Raw genomic sequence first — 15,356 nt, 5'->3', positions numbered from 1 at the left:
ACCTGCCTCACGCAATCACGGCGCGCGCGACATCCAGCAGCGCCGCCTTGACGTCGGAATCGTCGGTCAGCGGCTCGATCATGCCGGCGAGCACGGCATCGGCGATCGAGACTCCCGCCGCAATCAAAGTCGCGCAATACACCACGAGTCGGGTCGAGACGCCCTCCTCCAGATCATGCCCCTTCAGCGCCCGCAGACGTCCGGCAAGCGCTACCAGCGGCCGTACGCGATCCGGCGGCAGCCCGCTCTCGGCCGACACCACCGCAATCTCCTGCTCGGTCGGCAGGAAGCCGAACTCAATGGCGACGAAGCGCTGCCGCGTCGACGGCTTCAACGCCTTGAGCAAGGTCTGGTAACCGGGATTGTAGGAGACGACGAGCATGAAGCTCGCGGGAGCAACGAGCTCCTCGCCGGTTCGCTCCAGCGGCAGGATACGGCGGTCGTCGGTGAGCGGATGCAGCACGACGGTGACGTCCTTGCGGGCTTCCACTACCTCGTCGAGATAGCAGATGCCGCCCTCGCGGACCGCGCGCGTCAACGGACCGTCGGTCCAAACAGTGTCGCCGCCTCTCAGCAGATAGCGGCCGGTGAGATCGGCGGCGGTGAGATCGTCGTGGCAGGCGACGGTGTGGAGCGGCAAGCCCAGCCGCGCGGCCATATGCGCGACGAAACGCGTCTTACCGCAACCGGTCGGCCCCTTCAGCAGGACCGGAAGCCGGTGCCGCCAGGCATGCTCGAACAGCGCGCATTCGTTGCCGCTTGCGACATAGGCCGGTAGCGCGGGTGCAGGAGCGGCCAAGGCGTGAAGGGCTGCTTTCATGATCTTTCTCCGTAGATTTCTGAAGCGGCGGCCGCGACGAAACGCGGCCGCCGTCACGCTTACTCGGCCGGCTGCAGCACGGCGGGAATGGTCGCCAGCTTCTCGCGGCCGGGCACCAGCACCGCCCAGACGAACATCAGCGCGGAGATCGCGACGAACCCACCGGAGCCGAGCCGCACCCAGTAGAAGAATGCGAGCTGGTCCTGCACGTCCATGTAGCCCTGGCCGAGCACGCGCTGGAGATGGACCTGGACCACGCCGGCAAAGGTCAGCGCGAACGTCATGGTCATCATGGCCGTGCACATGATCCAGAAGCTCGTCATGCTGAGCCACTGGTTATAGGGCGCGCGTCCCTTGATCTGCGGGATGGCGTAAGCCATCACGGCAAGGTTGAGCATCACATAGGCGCCAAAGAAGGCGAGATGGCCGTGCGCAGCGGTGACCTGGGTGCCGTGGGTGTAGTAGTTCACCGAGGATAGTGTGTGCAGGAAACCCCAGACGCCGGCTCCCAGGAACGCCATCACCGAACAGCCGACCGACCACAGCAGCGCGGCGCGGTTCGGATGCTTGCGGCCGGCCTTCCAGGTCATCTGCACCGTGAAGATCACCATCGTGAAGAACGGCGCAACCTCGAGCGTCGAGAACAGCGAGCCGATCCACTGCCAGTAGCCGGGCGCGCCGATCCAGTAGAAATGGTGGCCGGTGCCGAGAATCCCCGAGAACAGCGCGAGGCCGATGATGACGTAGAGCCACTTCTCGACCACCTCGCGATCGATGCCATTGAGCTTGATCATGAGATAGGCGAGCACGGAGGCCATGATCAGCTCCCAGACGCCCTCGACCCAGAGATGGACGACGTACCACCAGTACATCTTGTCGACCGCGAGGTTCGCCGGATTGTAGAAGGCGAACAGGAAGAAGATCGCAACGCCCCACAGGCCGAACAGCAGGATGTTGGTGACCGTGGTCTTGCGTCCCTTGAGCGCGGTCATGGTCACATTGAACAGGAACATCAGGCAGACGACGACGATACCGACCTTGATGATGAAGGGCTGCTCAAGGAACTCGCGGCCCTCGTGGTAGTGGAAGAGATAGCCCACGACCGCGACGCCTGCTGCGCCAAAAAACATCCAGAACTGGATCTTTGCGAGTAGCGGGCTGTACAGCTCGGTCTCGGTTTCCTCAGGCAGCAGGAAGTAGGTCGCGCCCATGAAGCCGATCAACGACCACACGATCAGCGCGTTGGTGTGGATCATCCTGACGATGTTGAACGGCAGCAGAACCGACAGCGTGTTGGGCAGGACGTAGATCGTCCCGGCGAGGAGGCCGAACAGGACCTGAGCCAGGAACAGGGTCAGCGCGCCGTAGAAATACAGCATCGCGACTTTCTGGGTCTGATATTTCATCTCGGATTCTCTCTGTCTTGAAAGAGGAAAGCGGCGGGCTCAACCGGCCTTGTTCGGCGGCCAATCCTGGCGCTTGATCGTGCTCACCCATTGCAGGAAATCGGCGAGATCGTTGAGCTCCTGGTCGGTGAGGTTGAATTGCGGCATCTGCCGCCTGCCCTCCGCGCCTGAAGGCTGCGACTGCATCCAGGCCTTCAACGTCTCTCGCGCGCCGGCCGGATCCTCCTTGCCGCCCCATCGATCCCAGACGTTGCCGACTTCGGGCGCGAAATAGGCGCCTTCGCCGAGCAACGTGTGGCAATTGATGCAGGAGTTCTTCTCCCAGACATGCTTGCCGCGGGCGACCGACGACGTCAGCGTCACTGCGTCCGTCGAGGTCGTGACCATGTAGTAGTGGCTGTGCGCCGTCAGCCCGATGAAGATGGCGAAGAAAAAGGCCGAGCCGCCGTAGAAGACGTTTCGAGCGGCCGACTTGGTCAGGCGTTCAGCCATTGCCAATCCTTTCAATTGAGTCCCGCCGAGAAAATCGGTGATGCGATTTATCGCTGATCGGCACGGCCTGTTCTTTGTCAGGGCGCAAGGAGTGAGTCAGATCAGGGCGCTGACGGCAGATGTGAGCCAGGCAAACAGCACCACCATGAGGATCCAGGCGCTGACGAGGCCGCGCCAGAGCGCAGGCGCCGCGCGAAGATCGAGGAAATCGAGCGCAATCCGGCGGCCCTTGACGGCGGCCAAGGCCAGCAGCAGGGCGTTGCCGAGCAGCGGCCGCGGCACCAGCGGTGGCACCAGGATGGTCGCGAGCGCGAGGCCGATCAGCGCGATCCATGTGATGTCCAGGCGATCCGGCATCGTCACCGCACCAGATAAAGAATCGGGAACATCACGATCCAGACCAGATCGACCATGTGCCAGAAGGCCGTTCCCGTCTCGACGCCGAACGCTTCAGCGCGGCGGCAGACCAATGCGAGGATGATGATGCCGAGGCAGACGTGCAGAAGATGGAAGCCGGTCAGGAGGAAGTAGAGTGTGAAGAACGGACTGGTCTCGAGTCCGATGCCGCGTCCGATCTCTTCGGCATATTCGCCGAGCTTGATCGCCACGAACAGGCCGCCAAGCCCCATGGCTGTGAGGAGCCAGGATTGTGTCGCCCGGCTCTCGCTGGCCCGCGCGGTCTTCGCAGCCCGGGCTGCGGCCCAACCGCTCGTCACCAGCACGACAGTGTTCAATCCGGCGAGACCCGGATCAAGCGCCGCCTGCCCCACCGCGAACACGGCCGGATGGATCGCGCGGGCGACCGCGAATGCACCGAGAAACAGACCGAAGGCGGCGAGCTCGCTGAAGATCAGCACCCAGATCATGGGATCGCCGGGAAGATCGTCCAGAATTCCCCAGCCGGCTCCCCGTGGTTCGCAATCGGCTGCCGACATCTGCTCTTCCGGATCAGGACACCAGCCAGACTTAGCTCAGCCGTGCCGATCCGAGTTTGTTGCCGGACAAACTTGGGGAATGCCGATCAATTTGTTTGCGCCGTCGCAACGTCCGGCCGGCCGGGTCGCGGTACCAAACGCCCCAGGGTTCCGTGGAGCTGCGAGCGATAACATGAGCGATGCACAAATCGGGCTGATGACCGCAACGCCCATCATCATCGTCTTCGCCATCGCGCTCCGGCGAATGGGCGTGCTATCGACCGTGGCCACCGTCTCGGCGGTGAGCCTCTCCGTCGCGATCGCCGGGGTGCTGATCACGACGCAGTAATGACTGCCGTAGCCCGCATGGAGCAGAGCGGAATGCGGGTCAGTAGCCCCGGATTGCGCTTCGCTCCATCCAGGCTACGCAGCCTCATCTCCGCTGATTATATACGTCGATGCACACCGCCCCGAGCAGGACCAGACCCTTGATGACCTGCTGATAGTCGATGCCGATGCCGAGGATGGACATGCCGTTGTTCATCACACCCATGATCATGGCACCGACCACGGCGCCGCCGACGCGGCCGACACCGCCATAGGCCGAGGCGCCGCCGATGAAGCAGGCGGCGATGACGTCGAGCTCGAAGCCGAGACCCGCCTTCGGCGTTGCGGTGTTGAGGCGCGCGGCGAAGACGAGGCCGGCGAGCGCGGCGAGCACGCCCATGTTGACGAAGGTGAGGAAGGTCAACCGTTCCGTCTTGATGCCCGACAGGCTTGCCGCTTTCGCATTGCCGCCGACCGCGTAGACCTGCCGACCGATGACGGTGCGGCGGGTGACGAAGCCGTAGAGCGCGATCAGCGCGGTCATGATGACCAGCACGTTCGGCAGACCGCGATGCGAGGCGATCAGATAGGTGAAATAGAGCACGGCGCAGGCCAGGAGAATGCTCTTGCCGAGGAAGAACGCGTAAGGCTCGACCTCGATGCCGTGCAACTGCTCGCGCGAGCGCCCCTTGGCGCTGGCGTAGACGAGGCCGAGCGCGAGCACCGCACCGACCAGCATCGACGTCGGATGCAGCGTGCCGGCCTCGGGCAGCATCTCCGGAATGAAGCCCGACGACAATTTCTGGAAGGTCGCCGGGAACGGCCCGAGCGACTGGCCCTGCAACACCGCGAGCGCAAGTCCTTTGAACACCAGCATGCCGGCCAGCGTCACGATGAAGGACGGAATCTTGAAATAGGCCACCCAATAGCCCTGCGCGGCGCCGATTGCCGCGCCCAGCAGCAGGCAGGCGATGAAGGCGAGCGTGTAGTCGACCTTGTATGTCACCATCAGCACGGCGGCCACCGCGCCGACGAAGCCCGCGACCGAGCCGACCGAGAGGTCGATATGGCCGGTGACAATGACGAGCAGCATGCCCAGTGCCATGATGACGATGTAGCTGTTCTGCAGTACCAGATTGGTCAGGTTGAGCGGCTGCAGCAGCGTGCCGCCGGTCATGACCTGGAAGAACAGCATGATCGCGATCAGCGACATCAGCATGCCGTAATTGCGCAAATTGTTCTTGATGAAGCTGCCGTGCCGGCCCTCCTCGGGCAGCGAAACCGTCTTGTCGGTCATAGCTGCGATCCTCCCATCTCCGCACCCGCGAGGGCGCTGCTTCCATAATTTCTGTCGTTGCGCATGATGGCGCGCATGATCTTTTCCTGCGTCGCTTCGGCGCCGGGGAACTCGCCGACGAAGGCGCCGTCGTTCATGACACAGATGCGGTCGCAGATGCCGAGTAGCTCGGGCATCTCCGAGGAGATCACCACCACGCCGCGGCCGGCTTCCGCAAGCTCGTTGATGATACAGTAGATCTCGTATTTGGCACCGACGTCGATGCCCCGGGTCGGCTCGTCCAGGATCAAGACCTTGGGGTCGGTCATCAGCCATTTCGACAGCACGACCTTCTGCTGGTTGCCGCCGGAGAGCTGGCCGGTCTCCTGATAGACGTCGGAGCAGCGGATGCGCATCCGGTTGCGGTAATCGCTGGCGACCTTCAGCTCGGCGATGTCGTCGATCACCCGGTTGGGGGCGACCTGGTCGAGGCTTGCCAGTGTGATGTTCTTGCGGACGTCGTCGGCGAGGATCAGTCCGAGCTGCTTGCGGTCTTCGGTGACATAGGCAAGGCCGGCGTCGATCGCGGCGGCCACGTTGGGCAGCACGATCTCACGGCCCTCGAGCCGGATGCGACCGCTGATCGTGGTGCCCCAGGAGCGGCCGAACAGGCTCATGGCGAACTCGGTGCGCCCCGCCCCCATCAACCCGGCGATGCCGACGACCTCGCCGCGTTTCACGCTGAAATCGACGTTCTTGATCACCTGCCGCTCGGGATGGATGGGATGGTAGACCGACCAGTTCTCGACGGTGAGAACGGGCTCGGCGATTTTTGCGCTCCGCTCCGGAAAGCGATGGGCGAGATCGCGGTTGACCATGCTGCGTATGATGCGGTCTTCCTGGATCGGCTCGGCGCGGCAGTCGATGCCGTCGACGGTGCGGCCGTCACGCAGCACGGTGATGTGGTCGGCAACCTTGGCGACCTCGTTCAGCTTGTGCGAGATCAGGATCGAGCCGATGCCCTGCGCGCGGAACGCCATGAGGCGTTCGAGCAGCGCGGCGCTGTCGGCCTCGTTGAGGCTCGCGGTCGGCTCGTCCAGGATCAGCATCCGCACCCGCTTGGACAGCGCCTTGGCGATCTCGACCAGCTGCTGCTTGCCGACGCCGAGATCGGTGATCAGCGTATCCGGCGATTCCTTGAGGCCGACCTGCGCCAGGAGTTCCCGCGTGCGTCTATAGACCTCGTCGCGATCGATGACGCCGAGCTTGGACGGCGGATGCGACAGGAAGATGTTTTCGGCAATCGACATCAGCGGGATCAGCGCCAGCTCCTGATGGATGATGATGATACCGAGCGCCTCGGAATCGTTGATGTCGCGGAAGCGGCGCTCCTCGCCATCAAAGATGATGGTGCCCTCGTAGCTGCCGGCCGGATAGACGCCGCTGAGCACCTTCATTAGCGTGGACTTGCCGGCACCGTTCTCGCCGACGAGGGCGTGGATCTGCCCGGCTTCAACCGAGAAGTTGACATCGCGCAGCGCCTGCACGCCGGAAAAGCTCTTGCTGACGTTACGCATCTCCAGCATTGCAGTCATTGGATCATTCTCCCGGGGGCTTCCACAATCGTCATGGCCGGGCTTGTCCCGGCCATCCACGTGCAGCCGCTTGCGAAGAGGGACGTGGATGCCCGGGACAAGCCCGGGCATGACGAGTTGATAAACATGCGCTTCGCCCTAACCCTAAAGAACTCCCTCTCCGCAGGTCGGGAGAGGGAGTAGACCTCTTACTGGAACTGCGACTTCTTGTAGTAGCCGCTGTCGACCAGGACCTTCTCCCAATTGTCCTTGTAGACCACGACCGGCTTGAGCAGATAGGACGGCACGGTCTTGGCGCCGTTCTCGTAGGTCTTGGTGTCGTTGACGGTGACCTGCTTGCCGGCCAGCGCAGCGTCGACCATGTCGGCGGTCACCTTGGCGAGGTCGCGGGTGTCCTTGAAGATGGTCGAATACTGGTCGCCGCGCAGCATCGCCTTGATCGAGGGCACCTCGGCATCCTGGCCCGAGATGATGGGCATCGGCTGGCCGGCGCTGCCATAACCAACGCCCTTCAGCGAGGAGATGATGCCGATCGATAGGCCGTCATACGGCGACAACACCGCGTTGACCTTCTTGTTGCCGTAGTAGGCACTGAGCAGATTGTCCATGCGGGCCTGCGCGGTGGCGCCATCCCAACGCAAGGTCGCGACCTTGTCCATGCCCATCTGGCCGGAGACGACGACGAGCTTGCCGCTGTCGATGTACGGCTTCAGCACACTCATCGCGCCGTTGTAGAAGAAGTAGGCGTTGTTGTCGTCGGGCGAGCCGCCGAACAGCTCGATGTTGAACGGACCCTTGCCATCCTTGAGGCCGAGGCCCTGCACGATCGACTCGGCCTGGAGCACGCCGACCTGGAAATTGTCGAACGTCGCGTAATAGTCGACGTTCGGCGTGCCGCGGATCAGGCGGTCATAGGCGATCACGGTGATGCCTTTCGCTTTCGCCTGCTTGAGCACGTCGGACAGCGTAGTGCCGTCGATCGCGGCGATCACCAGCGCTTTCGCGCCCTTGGTCACCATGTTCTCGACCTGCGAGAGCTGGTTCGGAATGTCGTCCTCGGCATATTGCAGGTCGGTGTTGTAGCCGCGCTCCTTCAGCACCTTGACCATGTTGTTGCCATCGTCGATCCAGCGCGCCGACGATTTGGTCGGCATGGCGATGCCGACTGTTGCTTTGTCCTGGGCCGAGGCGGTGACGCCCGCGGCCATCGTCGCAGCGCCGGCCAGCGCCAGCGCGAGGAAGGTCGTCTTCAGTTTCAGCATGTTTCACTCCCTTTGGTGTCAGACTGTTTTTTCGTGTCGCCGAGAACTTTGGTGGTGTGCGGCTTCGAGCCTCCTATGCGAGCTTGACGTCAGGCTCCGCGCGACCGCGCGCGGATGCCTCCAACAGAAAGGTGTAGCCGGCTTGCGGATCGGCGGCACGCGCCGCCGCATCCATGTCCTGCCAGGCCGAGGTGACGAGGAGACGAGACAGATCAGGGCCTACAAAAGCGGGGCAGCTCGCCTGCTTTGCCGGCACGCTCATCGAGCGCAGCCGCTCGCCTTGCGGAGAGTAGACGTCGATACGGCCAGCGCCCCAGCACGCGTTCCAGATGTTTCCGTCGGCGTCGCACACCGAACCATCGAGACCGCCGATGCCGGTGTGGCGCAGCAGCACTTCCGGCTCGCCGCGCGGCAGGCCGGTCGTGGGATTGAGCGGCACCGCGTAGAGCACCGCGCGCGCAGTATCGGCGAAGTAGCCGGTGGTGCCGTCGGGCGAGAAGCAGATCGAGTTGGGAATGCTGACGCGCGGAAACAGCATCGAGATCTCGCCGTGATGGAACGCGTAGATCGCGCCTGCCCCTGCTTCCGCCTTGCGGCCCATGGTGCCGATCCAGAACGTGCCGGAGGGATGCACGCGGGCATCGTTGGAACGGGTCGCGGGATTATCGGCTTCGAGCGGACAGATCAGCGTCATCGCGCCATCGGCGATTTTGCGGACATAGAGCCCGTCTTCCGCGACGATCAACTGCCGTTCGGCGTCGATCCGCCCAACTGCGCTCGCCATCCGGCCCAGCGCATGAACGCGAATGCTGCCGCTGGCGAGCTGCGCCTCGAACAGTCGCCCCTCGCGGATATCGAACCACCAGGCCGTGTCCGTGGTCACGTCATAGGTCGGCCCCTCGCCGAGATGGCAAGGATCGTCCGAAAGAACCGAGGTGGGCACCTGTTCCATCATGACCTCCTCACCGCAAAGCGATAGACCGTGTGATGGCGGTAGACCTCGCCCGGCGCTAGGCGCGGGCTCGGGAAATCCGGCCGGTTCGGTGCGTCCGGCCAGATATGCGGCTCCAGGCACATCGCGTCGGACTGCCGGTAGAGCTTGCCGCCCTTGCCCGAGATCGTGCCGTCGAGATAATTACCCGAATAGACCTGCAGACCGGGCTGATTGGTGAGCAGCTCCATGATGCGCCCCGAGCGCGGTCCCTCCAGCCGCGCCGCGAGCGCAAGTTTGCCATCACGCGCGAGACTGTAGGTGTGATCGTAGCCCCTGCCGTTGCGCAATTGCTGGTCGCTCTCGCGGATGCGCTCGCCGACGGCCCGCGGCTCGCGGAAGTCGAACGGCGTGCCGGCAACGCTGCGCGGCGGCTCCGGCAACGGAATGGCGGTGGGATCGATCGCGAGGAAATGCCCGGCGGCGACCGTCAGCTTGTGATCGAGAATGGGCGTACCTGATGTCGCGCCTTCCAGATTGAAGAAGCTGTGGTTGGTCAGGTTGACGATGGTCGGCCGGTCGGTCCGCGCCTCCATGATCAGGGATAGCTCGGCCGGGCCGGTGACGCGATAGGTCAGGCGCACATCGAGCCGACCGGGATAGTTTTCCTCGCCATGCGGGCTCGTGTAGGTCAGCGTGACCGCGGGCTCGGCGCCATCGTCGATCTCCGCAATGTCCCAGAGCTTGCGGTCGAAGCCGTCGAGGCCGCCATGCAGCGCATTCGGACCGTTGTTGACGGGAAGCTGCACCGTCTCGCCGTCCAACGAAAATTGTCCGTTGGCGATGCGATTGGCGTAGCGGCCGACGGTGGCGCCGAAGAACTTCCGTTCGGCGAGATAGCCGGCGAACGCGTCATGGCCGAGCACGACGTCGTCGTAGCCGCCCTTGGCGTCCGGCGCGATCAAGGCCTGCAAGACTGCACCATGGGTGATGATGCGCGCCTCGAACCCGCCCTCTCCGCGCAGCACGATGCGGTCCACCTTGCGGCCGTCCGGCAGCGTTCCGAAGACGTCTCTTTCTGTTTTCGATCCAGCCATGATCAATCCACAAACGGTTCGACGATCGTGCGCCTGCCGAGCAGGAAGGCGTCCGCGACGAGACGAAGCGGCGCCAAATCGACGTCGCTCGCGCCTGTAGCGGCGAGCGTGACGAAGCGCCGGTAAAGCTCCCGATATTCCTCATCGGGCGCCTCGGCAACGGTCTTGCCGTCGATCGCCATGATCCTGCCGCCGCGGGATAGCGTCATCCGGCCCTGGTCGGTTTCGACGAGGATATCCCAGCTCTGCGGCCCGGTCTGGCGGAAATCAAACTCGGCGGCCACAGGCAGGCCGTCGATGTCGGTCAGCGTCAGCTTCGCGGCGATCGGCGCCTGGCAATTGGCAGGGAAGGCGAGTTCGGCCGCGGTGACGAACACAGGTTTCGGCAGGATCCTGGTCAGGATCGACAGCGCATTGATGCCGGGATCGAACACCCCGAGCCCGCCCGGCTCCCAGATCCACGCCTGCCCGGGATGCCAGACGCGGACGTCCTCTTTCCAGTTGATGTGCACGGAATGGATGCGGCGCGCGGCGAGCCACTCGCGCGCCGGCTCGACTGCCGGCGCATGGCGCGAATGCCAGGTCGCAAACAGCGTTCGCTTGGCCTCACCGGCCATCGCGATCAGCGGATCGAGCTCGGCAACGCCGGCGCCGGGCGGCTTCTCCAGCATGACATGCTTGCCGGCCCTGAGCGCTGCGACGGCCTGGGCGCGGCGCACTTGAGGCGGCGTGCAGAGCGACACCGCGTCGATCGGCGGGCCTTTTTCCAGCAGCTCCTCGATGGTCGCGAAATGCGGCAGATCCGGCAACGAGGCATTGCGGCTGGCGACGGCCGCCAGCGTCGCGCCGGGAACCGCTGCGATGGCGCCGACGTGCTGGTCCCGCGCGATCTTGCCGAAGCCGACGATGGCGATGCGAAGTTCAGTCACGATCTTTCTCCAGCTTCCGCGGACGGCAGCGCTTCGGCCGGTACAGTCTCGATCACTGTACCCTCGTGGCGGCGCATGCCGTTGTGAATGACGTAGACCATCGCCTCCGACGCAGTCGTGGCATCACCGTCCGCGATGGCATCGACGATCTTCTGATGCCAGAGCAGAACGGTGTCGCGGTCCTCCGGTTCGACCGGTGCGCTGAGCAGGAATGAGGCGCGCAACGCAGCCTCGATGACGTGCCCGATCGAGCGCATGAACAGATTTCCGGAGGCGCGCGCCACACCGACATGGAGCGCGAGGTCGGCATCGGCGAAGCCAACGGAGTCGGAGGCTTCAAGCCGCATCCGCTCCATGCAGCGACGGAGCTCGGAGAGATCCTGCTCCGACCGCTGCGCCGCCGCCAGCGCGGCCGCGCGCGGCTCGACCGCGAGGCGGATTTCGGCGAGGTCATTGAGGAAGCGCTTGTCGATCCCGGCATCCAGGTGCCAGGCCAGCACGTCGGCGTCGAACATGTTCCAGGCGACGCGTTCACGCACGACGGTGCCGACCCGCGCCTTGGTTGTGAGCAGGCCCTTGGCCACCAGCGTCTTCACGCTCTCGCGCAGCACCGGTCGCGACACCCCGAACATCGCGATCATTTCGGCATCGCCAGGCAGGCGCGTTCCCTCCGCGTAGCGGCCGGCAATGATGTCGACGCCGATCGAGCGGGCCACCTCCGCGTGATTGGAGTGCGCCCGGCGCGTCGGGATGACAAGGATGCGCGAGGTGGTCATGAGACTGCTCCCGCGCGCTTTGCCACGGGCCGGCGCGCGAGCGCGACCAACCCCTGCTGCAAGGCGATGAAGGCGAACAGCAGCACCCCGGTCGCGATCTTGGTCCACCAGCTCGACAGCGTCCCGTCGAAATTAATGTAGGTCTGGATCATGCCCTGGATCAGCACCCCGAGGAAGGTGCCGATCACCGAGCCCTGCCCGCCCGTGAGCAGCGTGCCGCCGATCACGACGGCCGCGATGCTGTCGAGCTCGACGCCAACCGCGGACAGCGAGTAGCCGGCGCTGGTGTAGAAGGAGAAGACGATGCCGGCGATGCCGGCGAGCAGGCTCGACAGCATGTAGATCTTCACCGTCATCCTGCCGACGGCGACACCCATCAGGCTCGCGGTCGCCCGGCTGCCGCCGAGCGCATAAACATTGGCGCCGAACCGGGTGAGCTGCAGCAGCAATGCGCCGCCGATCACGATCGTAAGCATGATGATCGCGACCGCCGTCAGCCGTCCACCGCCGGGTACTCGCAGTGCGAAGTCCGACACGGTGGAATAGACCGGTGCTGTGATCGGCACCGATTCCGTCGAGAGCAGGAAGCTGGCACCCCGGGCCAAGAACATGCCGGCGAGCGTCACGATGAAAGGCGGCAAATCGAAGACATGGATCACCGCGCCCATCGCCGCTCCGAAGGCGGCCGAGAGCGCGAGGATGGCGACGAAGGCGACCAGGGGCGGCATTCCCCAGCGCTCGATCGCCAGCGCGACGAACACCGTGGTGAAGCCGATCACCGAGCCGACCGAGAGATCGATGCCGCCGGAAATGATGACGAAGGTCATGCCCGTCGCGACGATGCCGAGGAAGGCGTTGTCGGTCAGGAGATTGCCGACAACGCGGGTGGAGGCGATGTTGGGAAACTGCATCGCGCAAAGCGCGAATCCCGCGACGAGCACGATCGCCGTGATGAGGACGGGCGGCAGGCCTTTCATGCCTTGGTCCCCCGCAGCCGCGTCACGATTCCGGCAAAGCCGGACAGCTTCGGCGATTGCAGCAGCAGCACGGCGAGCACCACCATCGCCTTGACCAGCAAATTGAACTCCGGCGGATAGCCCGACAGCAGAATGCCGGTGTTCATGGTCTGGATGATCAGCGCGCCGAGTACGGCCAGCACGAGACTGAAGCGGCCGCCGAACAGCGAGGTGCCGCCGATCACCACCGCGAGGATGGCGTCGAGCTCGAGCCAGAGGCCGGCATTGTTGGCATCCGCGCCCATGATGTCGGCCGCCGCGATGACACCGGCAAGCGCAGCGCAAACGCCGCACCAGACATAGACCGCCAAAATCATCGCGCGCGTGCCGACGCCGGCAAGCTCGCTCGCCCGCGCATTGCCGCCGGTTGCCTCGATCAGTAACCCAAGTGCCGAGCCTCGCACCACCGCGCCGGTGAGCATCAACATGCCAAGCGCAATCGCGACTGGCACCGGCACGCCGAGGATGGAGCCGTTGCCGAGCCAGACCAGATCGGGCGAGGAGAAGGTCACGATGCGGCCTTCGGTAATGAGCTGAGCGATGCCGCGTCCCGCCACCATCAGGATCAAGGTCGCCACGATCGGCTGCATGCCGAGCACCGCGACGAGAAATCCGTTCCACAATCCGCAGATCAGGCCCGCGCCGAGCGCAGCCGCCAGCACCACGGCCAGACTGTGGTTGTCGGCGAGGCTCGCCGCGATCGCGCCCGAGATCGCCATGACCGCGCCGACCGACAGATCGATGCCGCGCGTCGCGATCACCAGGACCATGCCGAGCGAGAGCAGCGCCACCGGCGTGCCGCGATTGAGCACGTCGATCAGGCTGCCGAACAGACGTCCATCCTGGAGGCGCAGATCGAAGAATTGCGGCGACACCACACGATCGACCGCGAGGATGACGATCAATGCGAGGATCTGGGCAAGGCCGCGGCGCGGCAGCAGCGCTGTCATGTGTGAGCCTCAAGCGCAACGGCGACGCTATCGACGGCAATGGCCGCGAGAATGTTACCGACGTCGATCGCCTCGCCCGCGAGTTCCTCGACATGAGCGCGGTCGCGCAGCACCACCACGCGATCGGAATAGGTCACGATCTCGTCGAGCTCGGAGGAAATCACGAGCAGCGCAAGCCCGTCGTCGCAGAGCTCGCGTATCAGGCGGATGATCTCGGCATGCGCGCCGACGTCGATGCCGCGGGTCGGCTCGTCCAGCACGAGGAGCCGCGGGGAGGTCGCAAGCCACCGTGCCAGCAGGACCTTCTGCTGATTGCCGCCGGACAGCAGGCCGACGGGACGCTCCGGATCGGGCGGGCGAATGTCGAGCATCTTGACGTAACGGCTTGCGATCTCGTCCTGCTCGCGTCGCGACAGCGGCCGATGCAGACCGCGCTTGGCCTGGAGCGCGAGCACGATGTTCTCGCGCACGGTGAGCTCGGCAACGATGCCGTCAGTCTTGCGCTCCTCAGGGCAATAGCCAAAGCCGTGGCGCACGCCGTCGCGCGGCGAGTGAAGCCGGACAGGCGCGCCTTCCACCCTCGCCTGCCCGCGATCGGCGCGCTCGGCGCCGAACACCAGCCGCGCCGTCTCGGTCCGGCCCGAGCCGAGCAGGCCGGCGAGACCGACCACCTCGCCATGGCGCAGCTCGAGATTGAACGGCGCGACATAGCCTGATTTGCCATAGCTCTCGAAGCTCGCGCAGACTTCGCGGGCCTGATGCTCGCGCGTCGCGGCCCGCGCGCTGGTGGTCTCGGCCAGCTCGCGGCCGAGCATCATCCGGATCAGCTCGAGTCGCAACAGCGACGCGGTCTCGCGCTCGCCGACCAGGCGACCATTTCGCAAAACCGTGATGCGATCGGAGATCTCGTAGACCTGGTCGAGGAAATGGCTGACGAAGACGATGCCAATGCCGCGCTTGGCAAGCTGACGCATGATGCGAAAGAGGATCTCGACCTCATGGCGGTCGAGGCTCGCGGTCGGCTCGTCCAGGATCAGCACACGCGCCGAGAGATCGACAGCGCGCGCGATTGCGGTGACATGCTGGATCGCCACCGAATAATTGCCAAGCGGCGCTGATACGTCGATGTCGAGGCCGAAATCCGCGAGCAGCGCCTTGGCGCGGCGGCGCATCTCGCCTTCGCGCACCATGCCGAAACGCATCGGCTGCCGGTCAAGGAACAGGTTCTGCGCCACCGAGAGGTTCGGCAGCAGATTGACCTCCTGGTAGACGGTGGCGATGCCGGCCTGAAGCGCCGCCTTGGCCGAGCGCGGCGCGACCTCTTCGCCGCCGAGCCTGACGATGCCAGCATCGCGCGGGAACACGCCGGTGATCACCTTGATCAACGTGGACTTGCCGGCGCCGTTCTCGCCAAGCAACGCATGAATCTCGCCAGCGCGCAGCGTGAAGTCGACTTGCTGCAACGCGCGTACCGCACCAAAACTCTTGCTGATCCCGCGCGCCTCCAGCAGGGAAGCCGCGGAATCCGGGCTGTTCTCCATCACAAATTCACTCCCAGCGGCGCC

The 15,356-nt window shown here is 64.7% G+C and carries 16 protein-coding genes; 1 reads left to right on the top strand and 15 read right to left on the bottom strand.

Annotated elements, in window-relative coordinates; all coding sequences use genetic code 11:
* Positions 1 to 7: 7 nt before the first annotated feature.
* The 5 genes from FXB41_RS07470 to FXB41_RS07450 form a co-directional block, all read right to left on the bottom strand.
* Entirely contained in the window at positions 8 to 820 is an 813-nt protein-coding gene (locus tag FXB41_RS07470; RefSeq protein ID WP_219680958.1) for a CbbQ/NirQ/NorQ/GpvN family protein, read from the bottom strand.
* A gap of 59 nt (positions 821 to 879) precedes the next feature.
* On the bottom strand, positions 880 to 2,226 hold the full coding sequence (locus tag FXB41_RS07465) for a cbb3-type cytochrome c oxidase subunit I (RefSeq protein ID WP_007593223.1): 1,347 nt from the start codon (positions 2,224 to 2,226) through the stop codon (positions 880 to 882).
* 39 nt (positions 2,227 to 2,265) lie between these two features.
* Complete coding sequence (locus FXB41_RS07460) at positions 2,266 to 2,718, bottom strand: c-type cytochrome (RefSeq protein ID WP_007593225.1); 453 nt, start codon at positions 2,716 to 2,718, stop codon at positions 2,266 to 2,268.
* 96 nt (positions 2,719 to 2,814) lie between these two features.
* Entirely contained in the window at positions 2,815 to 3,075 is a 261-nt protein-coding gene (locus FXB41_RS07455) for a cytochrome C oxidase subunit IV family protein (protein WP_007593227.1), read from the bottom strand.
* Positions 3,076 to 3,077: 2 nt separating this feature from the next.
* Positions 3,078 to 3,653, bottom strand: coding sequence for a cytochrome c oxidase subunit 3 family protein (locus FXB41_RS07450; protein WP_007593229.1), 576 nt, complete (start codon positions 3,651 to 3,653; stop codon positions 3,078 to 3,080).
* A gap of 172 nt (positions 3,654 to 3,825) precedes the next feature.
* Between FXB41_RS07450 and FXB41_RS07445 the strand changes: the two genes are divergently transcribed.
* Positions 3,826 to 3,981, top strand: coding sequence for a hypothetical protein (locus tag FXB41_RS07445; RefSeq protein WP_007593230.1), 156 nt, complete (start codon positions 3,826 to 3,828; stop codon positions 3,979 to 3,981).
* An 84-nt stretch (positions 3,982 to 4,065) separates the two neighbouring features.
* Here FXB41_RS07445 and mmsB read toward each other — a convergent pair whose 3' ends face one another.
* The 10 genes from mmsB to FXB41_RS07395 form a co-directional block, all read right to left on the bottom strand.
* Positions 4,066 to 5,256, bottom strand: a complete 1,191-nt coding sequence (gene mmsB, locus FXB41_RS07440; protein ID WP_007608442.1) for a multiple monosaccharide ABC transporter permease — start codon at positions 5,254 to 5,256, stop codon at positions 4,066 to 4,068.
* The gene (gene mmsA / locus FXB41_RS07435) at positions 5,253 to 6,830 is read right to left on the bottom strand and encodes a multiple monosaccharide ABC transporter ATP-binding protein (RefSeq protein WP_219680956.1); all 1,578 of its coding nucleotides are present in this window, start codon (positions 6,828 to 6,830) and stop codon (positions 5,253 to 5,255) included. The genes mmsB and mmsA overlap by 4 nt, the downstream gene beginning before the upstream one ends.
* Before the next feature lie 188 nt (positions 6,831 to 7,018).
* Positions 7,019 to 8,092: a multiple monosaccharide ABC transporter substrate-binding protein gene (gene chvE / locus FXB41_RS07430; protein WP_007593237.1), complete on the bottom strand. Its 1,074-nt coding sequence runs from the start codon at positions 8,090 to 8,092 to the stop codon at positions 7,019 to 7,021.
* A 73-nt stretch (positions 8,093 to 8,165) separates the two neighbouring features.
* Positions 8,166 to 9,044 (bottom strand): SMP-30/gluconolactonase/LRE family protein, encoded by an 879-nt coding sequence (locus FXB41_RS07425; RefSeq protein ID WP_219680953.1) that lies wholly within the window; start codon positions 9,042 to 9,044, stop codon positions 8,166 to 8,168.
* The gene (locus tag FXB41_RS07420) at positions 9,044 to 10,120 is read right to left on the bottom strand and encodes an aldose epimerase family protein (RefSeq protein ID WP_219680951.1); all 1,077 of its coding nucleotides are present in this window, start codon (positions 10,118 to 10,120) and stop codon (positions 9,044 to 9,046) included. The genes FXB41_RS07425 and FXB41_RS07420 overlap by 1 nt, the downstream gene beginning before the upstream one ends.
* 2 nt (positions 10,121 to 10,122) lie before the next feature.
* Complete coding sequence (locus FXB41_RS07415; RefSeq protein WP_219680948.1) at positions 10,123 to 11,049, bottom strand: Gfo/Idh/MocA family protein; 927 nt, start codon at positions 11,047 to 11,049, stop codon at positions 10,123 to 10,125.
* Entirely contained in the window at positions 11,046 to 11,825 is a 780-nt protein-coding gene (locus FXB41_RS07410) for a FadR/GntR family transcriptional regulator (protein WP_219680947.1), read from the bottom strand. The genes FXB41_RS07415 and FXB41_RS07410 overlap by 4 nt, the downstream gene beginning before the upstream one ends.
* The gene (yjfF, locus tag FXB41_RS07405) at positions 11,822 to 12,802 is read right to left on the bottom strand and encodes a galactofuranose ABC transporter, permease protein YjfF (RefSeq protein ID WP_007593246.1); all 981 of its coding nucleotides are present in this window, start codon (positions 12,800 to 12,802) and stop codon (positions 11,822 to 11,824) included. The genes FXB41_RS07410 and yjfF overlap by 4 nt, the downstream gene beginning before the upstream one ends.
* A complete protein-coding gene (locus tag FXB41_RS07400; RefSeq protein ID WP_007593247.1) occupies positions 12,799 to 13,791 on the bottom strand; it encodes an ABC transporter permease in 993 nt (330 codons plus the stop codon). Before FXB41_RS07400 ends, yjfF begins: the two co-directional genes overlap by 4 nt.
* The gene (locus tag FXB41_RS07395) at positions 13,788 to 15,332 is read right to left on the bottom strand and encodes a sugar ABC transporter ATP-binding protein (RefSeq protein WP_219681156.1); all 1,545 of its coding nucleotides are present in this window, start codon (positions 15,330 to 15,332) and stop codon (positions 13,788 to 13,790) included. The genes FXB41_RS07400 and FXB41_RS07395 overlap by 4 nt, the downstream gene beginning before the upstream one ends.
* Positions 15,333 to 15,356 lie beyond the last annotated feature (24 nt).

This window comes from Bradyrhizobium canariense (genome assembly GCF_019402665.1).
GTDB lineage: Bacteria > Pseudomonadota > Alphaproteobacteria > Rhizobiales > Xanthobacteraceae > Bradyrhizobium > Bradyrhizobium canariense.
Note: the sequence above shows the minus strand (reverse complement) of the source record. Positions and strands in the feature narration are given on the sequence as shown.

Excerpts from the sequence above, each read along its gene's own strand:
- mmsB (WP_007608442.1), bottom strand. The coding sequence starts at position 5,256 with ATGACCGACAAGACGGTTTCGCTGCCCGAGGAGGGCCGGCACGGCAGC.
- yjfF (WP_007593246.1), bottom strand. The coding sequence starts at position 12,802 with ATGAAAGGCCTGCCGCCCGTCCTCATCACGGCGATCGTGCTCGTCGCG.
- FXB41_RS07450 (WP_007593229.1), bottom strand. The coding sequence starts at position 3,653 with ATGTCGGCAGCCGATTGCGAACCACGGGGAGCCGGCTGGGGAATTCTG.
- FXB41_RS07470 (WP_219680958.1), bottom strand. The coding sequence starts at position 820 with ATGAAAGCAGCCCTTCACGCCTTGGCCGCTCCTGCACCCGCGCTACCG.
- FXB41_RS07395 (WP_219681156.1), bottom strand. The coding sequence starts at position 15,332 with ATGGAGAACAGCCCGGATTCCGCGGCTTCCCTGCTGGAGGCGCGCGGG.
- FXB41_RS07410 (WP_219680947.1), bottom strand. The coding sequence starts at position 11,825 with ATGACCACCTCGCGCATCCTTGTCATCCCGACGCGCCGGGCGCACTCC.
- FXB41_RS07445 (WP_007593230.1), top strand. The coding sequence starts at position 3,826 with ATGAGCGATGCACAAATCGGGCTGATGACCGCAACGCCCATCATCATC.
- FXB41_RS07460 (WP_007593225.1), bottom strand. The coding sequence starts at position 2,718 with ATGGCTGAACGCCTGACCAAGTCGGCCGCTCGAAACGTCTTCTACGGC.
- chvE (WP_007593237.1), bottom strand. The coding sequence starts at position 8,092 with ATGCTGAAACTGAAGACGACCTTCCTCGCGCTGGCGCTGGCCGGCGCT.
- FXB41_RS07425 (WP_219680953.1), bottom strand. The coding sequence starts at position 9,044 with ATGGAACAGGTGCCCACCTCGGTTCTTTCGGACGATCCTTGCCATCTC.
- FXB41_RS07400 (WP_007593247.1), bottom strand. The coding sequence starts at position 13,791 with ATGACAGCGCTGCTGCCGCGCCGCGGCCTTGCCCAGATCCTCGCATTG.
- FXB41_RS07420 (WP_219680951.1), bottom strand. The coding sequence starts at position 10,120 with ATGGCTGGATCGAAAACAGAAAGAGACGTCTTCGGAACGCTGCCGGAC.
- mmsA (WP_219680956.1), bottom strand. The coding sequence starts at position 6,830 with ATGACTGCAATGCTGGAGATGCGTAACGTCAGCAAGAGCTTTTCCGGC.
- FXB41_RS07465 (WP_007593223.1), bottom strand. The coding sequence starts at position 2,226 with ATGAAATATCAGACCCAGAAAGTCGCGATGCTGTATTTCTACGGCGCG.
- FXB41_RS07455 (WP_007593227.1), bottom strand. The coding sequence starts at position 3,075 with ATGCCGGATCGCCTGGACATCACATGGATCGCGCTGATCGGCCTCGCG.